Raw genomic sequence first — 6,384 nt, forward strand, 5'->3', positions numbered from 1 at the left:
ACCGGCCCGCACGGCGCCGGTGCTGGCGGTGAAGGCGCGGCCGATCATCGCGCTGATCAGCGCTGGTGCGTCCAGGTTGGCGGGCAGGTATTCGCCCACGTACTCGCCGTTGCGCAACACGGTGATGCGGTCGGCCAGCTCGTAGACTTCGTCCAGGAAGTGGCTGACGAACAGGATGGCCAGGCCTTGCGCCCGCAGCTGGCGCAGCACGCCGAACAGGCGCGCGACTTCATCGCGGTCCAGGCTGGAGGTGGGCTCGTCGAGGATCAGCACCTTGGACTGGCCGTGCAGCGAGCGCGCGATGGCCACCATCTGCTGCACCGCGACCGGGAAGCTGCCCAGCACGCGGCTCACGTCGATGTCCAGGTTCAGCCGGGCCAGCAAGGCGCGCGCGTCGTCCTGCATGCGCCGCCAGGCTATGCGCCACGCGCCCTTGGCGCCATGGCGGGGGTAGTGGCCGGCGAAGATGTTTTCCGCCACCGACAGGTTCGGGCAGAGGTTGACCTCCTGGTAGACGGTGTTGATGCCCAGCGTCTGCGCATCGCGCGGTGTGGCCGCGGCGACCGGCGTGTCGCCCAGCAGCATCTCGCCCGCGTCCACCGGGTAGACCCCCGTGAGCACCTTGATCAGCGTGGACTTGCCCGCGCCGTTCTGGCCCATCAGCGCATGCACCTCGCCGGCCCGCAGGGTCAGGTTGACATTGCGCAGCGCCTGCACCGGGCCAAAGCGCTTGCCAATGCCGGTGAGCTGCAGCACGACGGGATTGGCGGACGACGCGGCGGTCATGCGACTCAGCCCTTGTTCTTGTTGTAGACGTCGACACACACGGCAGCCAGCAGCACCAGGCCCTTGATGACCTGCTGGTAGTCGATGCCGATGCCGAGGATGGACATGCCGTTGTTCATCACGCCCATCACGAAGGCGCCGATCACCGCGCCCATCACGCGGCCCACGCCGCCCGAGGCCGAAGCGCCGCCGATGAAGCAGGCGGCGATCACGTCCAGCTCGAAGCCGAGGCCGGCCTTGGGCGTGGCGGTGTTCAGCCGCGCGGCGAAAACCAGGCCGGCCAGCGCCGCCAGCGCGCCCATGTTGACGAAGGTCAGGAAGGCCAGGCGTTCGGTCTTGATGCCCGACAGGCGCGCGGCCTTCTCGTTGCCGCCCAGCGCGTAGATGCGCCGGCCCAGCGTGGTGCGGCTGGTGACGAACTCATAGAGCACCATCAGCACGAACATGATGATCAGCACGTTCGGCAGGCCCTTGTACGAGGCCATCAGCCAGGCCAGCGCGATCAGCAGGCCAGCGAAGATCAGGTTGCGCAGCACGAACAGCACCAGCGGCTCGGTCTCCATGCCGTGGCGGTGGTGGTGCCAGCGCTCGCACCAACCCGCCACCACCATCACCACCGAGACGATCACGCCCAGCAGCAGCGAGGTGACCCGCATTTCGGCGCCGCCGAACACGTCGGGGATGAAGCCGGAGCTGAGCTTCTGGAACTCGTCCGGGAACGGGCCGACGGACTGGCCCTTCAGCAGCGCCAGCGCCAGGCCCTTGAAGACCAGCATGCCGGCCAGCGTGACGATGAAGGACGGGATGCGGAAGTAGGCGACGAACCAGCCCTGGGCACCACCGATCACCGCGCCAACGATCAGGCAGACCAGCGAAGCCGCGACGAAATTCCAGTTGTAGTCGACCATCAGCACCGCGGCCAGCGCGCCGATGAAGCCGCAGACCGAACCGACCGACAGGTCGATGTGACCCGAGACGATGACCAGCAGCATGCCCAGCGCCATGATGACGATGTAGCTGTTCTGCAGCACCAGGTTCGTGAGGTTCAGCGGCTGCAGCAGCGTGCCGTCTGTCACGTACTGGAAGAAGCCCATGATCACGATGAGTGACATGAGCATGCCGTACTCGCGCAGGTGCTGCTTCAGGAAACGCGCTGCGGAGGAAGCCACTGGCAAGGCGGCGGGGCGCTGGGGGGTATTGGTATCAGACACTGCAGTCATGGCGTTCGAGGCGCGTGGCATTGACGATGGCATGCATGATCTTTTCCTGCGAGGCTTCTGCCGCGGGGAACTCGGCGACGAACTCGCCCTCGTTCATCACGTAGACGCGGTCGCACATGCCCAGCAATTCGGGCATTTCGGAAGAGATCATCAGGATGGCTCGGCCTTCTTCGGCGAGTTGGGCGATCAGGCTGTAGATCTCGAACTTGGCGCCGACATCGATGCCGCGCGTGGGTTCGTCCAGGATCAACAGCGTGGGATTGGCAAACAGCCACTTGGCCAGCACGACCTTCTGCTGGTTGCCACCCGAGAGGTTCAGCACCTGCTGCTGCACGCCCGAGCAGCGGGTGGCCAGCTTGCGGCGGTATTCGCTGGCGACGTTGAATTCCTTGGCCTCGTCGATCACCCCCGCCTTGGCCACGCCAGGCAGGTTGGCCAGCGAGGTGTTGCGGGCGATGCTGTCGCCCATCACCAGGCCGAGCGACTTGCGGTCTTCGGTGACGTAGGCAATGCCGTGGCCCACCGCCTTCTGCACCGTGCTGACGTCGACTTCCTGGCCGTCCATCTTCACGCTGCCGCTGATGCGCCGGCCCCAAGAGCGGCCGAAGACGCTCATCGCCAGCTCGGTACGGCCGGCGCCCATCAGCCCGGCAATGCCGACGATCTCGCCACGGCGCACGTTCAGGTCCACGCCCTTGACGACCAGCCGGTCGGAGTGCTGCGGGTGGTAGACACGCCAGTCACGCAGCTCGAACACGGTGTTGCCGATCTTCGGGACGCGGCGCGGATAACGGTCGGCCATTTCACGGCCGACCATGTGGCGGATCACCAGGTCCTGCGACGGCGGGTTGTCGCGGCAGTCCAGCGTCGAGACGGTGGAACCGTCGCGCAGCACGGTGATCGAGTCGGCCACCTTGGCAATCTCGTTCAACTTGTGCGAGATCAGGATGCAGGCGATGCCCTGCGCCTTGAGCGCCAGCAGCAGCTCCAGCAGCGCATCGCTGTCGGTCTCGTTCAGGCTGGCGGTCGGCTCGTCGAGGATCAACAGCCGCACCTCCTTGGCCAGCGCCTTGGCAATCTCGACCAGTTGCTGTTTGCCGATGCCGATGTCGGTGACCCGCGTGGCGGTCGACTCGTTCAGGCCGACCTTGGTCAGCAAGGCGCGCGCCTTCTGGTGCACCAGGCCCCAGTCGATCACACCGCGCCTGGCGGGCTCGTTGCCAAGGAAGATGTTCTCGGCGATCGACAGCAGCGGCACCAGGGCCAGCTCCTGGTGGATGATGATGATGCCCAGCCGCTCGCTGTCGGCGATGCCCGAGAACTCCCTGGCCTCGCCGTCGAAGACGATGTCGCCTTCGTACGAGCCATGCGGGTAGACCCCGCTGAGCACCTTCATCAGGGTTGACTTGCCGGCGCCGTTTTCTCCGACGACGGCATGGATCTCACCAGCGCGCACGCTCAGGTTCACATGGTCCAGCGCAACAACACCGAAAAACGTCTTCCGGATGCCGCGCATTTCTAACAACGAAGTACTCATACGAATTTGGCGTGTGCGCAGGTGAGGTGCCGCTGCATCAGTGCAGCTGGCTTTCCTTGTAGTAGCCGCTGTCGACCAGGGCCTGCTTCCAGTTGCTCATGTCGACCGAGATCGGCTTGAGCAGGAACGAAGGCACGACCTTGACGCCGTTGTTGTAGGTCTTGGTGTCGTTGATCGGGGGCTGCTTGCCCGACAGCAGCGCGTCGGTCATGCCGACCACCACCTTGGCCAGTTCCCGCGTGTCCTTGAAGACGGTGGCGCTCTGCTCACCGCGCAGCATGGACTTGACCGAGGGGATCTCGGCGTCCTGGCCGGACACGATGGGGCACGGCTGCGAAGCGGTGCAATAGCCCACGCCCTTCAGCGACGACAGGATGCCGATCGACAGGCCGTCATACGGCGACAGCACGGCGTTGACCTTGTCCTTGCCGTAGTAGGCCGACAGCAGGTTGTCCATGCGGGCCTGGGCCACCGCGCCGTCCCAGCGCAGCGTGCCAACCTTGTCCATGCCCATCTGCTTGCTGCGCACGACCAGCTTGCCGCTGTCGATGTAGGGCTTCAGGACCGACATCGCGCCGTCGTAGAAGAAGAAGGCGTTGTTGTCGTCCGGCGAGCCGCCGAACAGCTCGATGTTGAACGGGCCCTTGCCGGCCTTCAGGCCCAGCTTGTCGACGATGGCACCGGCCTGCAGCACGCCGACCTGGAAGTTGTCGAACGTGGCGTAGTAGTCGACGTTCTTCGAGCCCTTGATCAGGCGGTCGTAGGCGATGACCTTGACGCCCTTGTCGGCCGCCTTCTGCAGCGCGTTGGACAGCGTGGTGCCGTCAATGGCGGCGATCACCAGCACCTTGGCGCCCTTGGTGACCATGTTCTCGATCTGCGCGAGCTGGTTCGGGATGTCGTCGTCGGCGTACTGCAGGTCGGTCTTGTAGCCCTTGTCCTTGAAGTACTTGACCATGTTGTCGCCGTCGGCGATCCAGCGGGCCGAGGACTTGGTCGGCATCGAGATGCCGATCGGGCCCTTGTCCTGCGCGGCAGCGGGCTGCAGCCAGCCCAGGGTCGCCATCAGGCTGGTGGCCAGCAGCAGCGTGCGTTTGTTCATCAACTTCATGTTCGTGTCTCCAGTTTCATTTCAGAGAGCCCCCCTGACCTGCCGCATGGCGCCAGGTCCCCCGAGAGGGTACGGATGGCCGAGGGCCAGGCCCGCGATCATCCGATCAAAGCTCAATACTTGCGGCTGGGGAATTCCTTGGCCGCGACTTCCATCGGGAAGATGGATTCCTGGGTGACGATGCGCTTGGGCAAGGTCTTGCCGGCCTTCAGGTCCTGGGCGGCCTGCATCAGCTGCGGGCCCAGCAGCGGGCTGCACTCGACGCTGACGTTCAGCTTGCCGGCAATCATCGCTTCGAAGGCGCCCTTGACGCCGTCGATCGAGATGATGGTGATGTCCTTTGCTGGCTTCAGGCCGGCTTCCTCGATCGCCTGGATCGCACCGATGGCCATGTCGTCGTTGTGCGCGTACAGCACATTGATCTTCTTGCCCTCGGCCTTCAGGAAGGCTTCCATGACTTCCTTGCCCTTGGCGCGCGTGAAGTCGCCGGTCTGCGAGCGGATCACCTTGAACTTCGGGTCGGCCTTGATGATTTCCTCGAAGCCCTTCTTGCGGTCGATGGCCGGGGCCGAGCCCACGGTGCCTTGCAGCTCGACGATGTTCACATCACCGGTCGAGCCCTTGGTCTTCTCGACCAGCCAGCGGCCGGCCTTGCGGCCTTCTTCCAGGAAGTCCGAACCCATGAAGGTGACGTACAGCGAATCGTCCTTCACGTTGACGGCGCGGTCGGTCAGGATGACCGGGATCTTCGCGGCCTTGGCTTCGCGCAGCACGGTTTCCCAGCCCGATTCCACCACCGGCGAGAAGGCGATCACATCGACCTTCTGGGCGATGAAGGAGCGCAGCGCCTTGATCTGGTTTTCCTGCTTCTGCTGCGCGTCCGAGAACTTCAGCTCGATGCCGGCGGCAGCTGCGGCGGCCTTGATCGACTCGGTGTTGGCGGTGCGCCATTCGCTTTCGGCGCCGATCTGCGAGAAGCCCAGGACCAGCTTCTTGTCGGCGGCGAGCGCGCCCAGCGGCAGGCCTGCCGAGAGCGTGGCAGCGCCCAACGCGCTCAGCACGTGGCGGCGGTTCAAACGGGAATTCATCATGTCTGTCTCCTTGTGGTTGCTTTGACGAGAACGTGGGCTCATGCCCGGAACACAGGCGCCGCCCGGGCGGCGACGGGGGTAGTGAAAAACTCGGCGGCGCGCCGTGCCAGCTGGCGCGCGCCAGCCGTTGAAGCCTGTGGCAGCGCCAATGGTGGCCATACCGGCAGGGGCATCAGCTGAACCTTGGCGCGCCGCGTGCTGGCGCGCTGAAGAACGCCTTCGCCAATCGCAGCCGAACCCGCGAAGCAGACCGCAGACATCAGGGGACTGTCGACAAGGGTTTGCCCTACGAGCCGGCCACTGCCCATCACGAGATTGAATACCCCCGCGGGCAGTCCGGCCCGGCTGATGACTTCGGCCAATGCCCAACCGCAGGCCGAGGCGCGCTCTGCCGGCTTGAAGACCACGGTGTTGCCAAAGGCCAGCGCCGGCGCGATCTGCTCGGCGGGGATCGCAAACGGGCACTGCGACGGCGCAATCAACGCCACTGCGCCGACGGGCGCGCGAGCTGCCGGGGCACGCGCCTGGCCCTTGCCAGGGGCACGCTCGTTGCCAGCCTGGCGCAGCACCTCGGCTGCGAAAAAGCGGAACAACTGGCCGGCGTGGCCCACCTCAGCCTGCGCTTCATCCAGCGGCCGG

6 protein-coding genes are annotated in these 6,384 nt (G+C 65.4%); all 6 read right to left on the reverse strand.

Annotated features, from left to right (window positions below):
* The coding region (locus tag FKP22_RS17650; protein ID WP_141288839.1) for an ATP-binding cassette domain-containing protein at positions 1 to 786 on the reverse strand (786 nt) is incomplete at its 3' end.
* Between the two features lie 5 nt (positions 787 to 791).
* Positions 792 to 2,006, reverse strand: a complete 1,215-nt coding sequence (gene mmsB, locus FKP22_RS17655; protein WP_141288841.1) for a multiple monosaccharide ABC transporter permease — start codon at positions 2,004 to 2,006, stop codon at positions 792 to 794.
* Positions 1,990 to 3,522, reverse strand: coding sequence for a multiple monosaccharide ABC transporter ATP-binding protein (gene mmsA / locus FKP22_RS17660; RefSeq protein WP_310733345.1), 1,533 nt, complete (start codon positions 3,520 to 3,522; stop codon positions 1,990 to 1,992). Before mmsA ends, mmsB begins: the two co-directional genes overlap by 17 nt.
* Positions 3,523 to 3,580: 58 nt before the next feature.
* On the reverse strand, positions 3,581 to 4,654 hold the full coding sequence (gene chvE / locus FKP22_RS17665) for a multiple monosaccharide ABC transporter substrate-binding protein (RefSeq protein WP_141288845.1): 1,074 nt from the start codon (positions 4,652 to 4,654) through the stop codon (positions 3,581 to 3,583).
* A 113-nt stretch (positions 4,655 to 4,767) separates the two neighbouring features.
* Positions 4,768 to 5,742: an ABC transporter substrate-binding protein gene (locus FKP22_RS17670; protein ID WP_141288849.1), complete on the reverse strand. Its 975-nt coding sequence runs from the start codon at positions 5,740 to 5,742 to the stop codon at positions 4,768 to 4,770.
* A gap of 41 nt (positions 5,743 to 5,783) precedes the next feature.
* Positions 5,784 to 6,384, reverse strand: a 601-nt coding sequence (locus FKP22_RS17675; RefSeq protein WP_141288847.1) for an aldehyde dehydrogenase family protein, incomplete at its 5' end; no start/stop codon positions are given.

This window comes from Ideonella azotifigens (genome assembly GCF_006519715.1).
Taxonomy (GTDB): domain Bacteria; phylum Pseudomonadota; class Gammaproteobacteria; order Burkholderiales; family Burkholderiaceae_C; genus Ideonella; species Ideonella azotifigens.

Coding starts and splice junctions, on each gene's coding strand:
- mmsB (WP_141288841.1), bottom strand. CDS start 2,006: ATGACTGCAGTGTCTGATACCAATACCCCCCAGCGCCCCGCCGCCTTG.
- mmsA (WP_310733345.1), bottom strand. CDS start 3,522: ATGCGCGGCATCCGGAAGACGTTTTTCGGTGTTGTTGCGCTGGACCAT.
- chvE (WP_141288845.1), bottom strand. CDS start 4,654: ATGAAGTTGATGAACAAACGCACGCTGCTGCTGGCCACCAGCCTGATG.
- FKP22_RS17670 (WP_141288849.1), bottom strand. CDS start 5,742: ATGAATTCCCGTTTGAACCGCCGCCACGTGCTGAGCGCGTTGGGCGCT.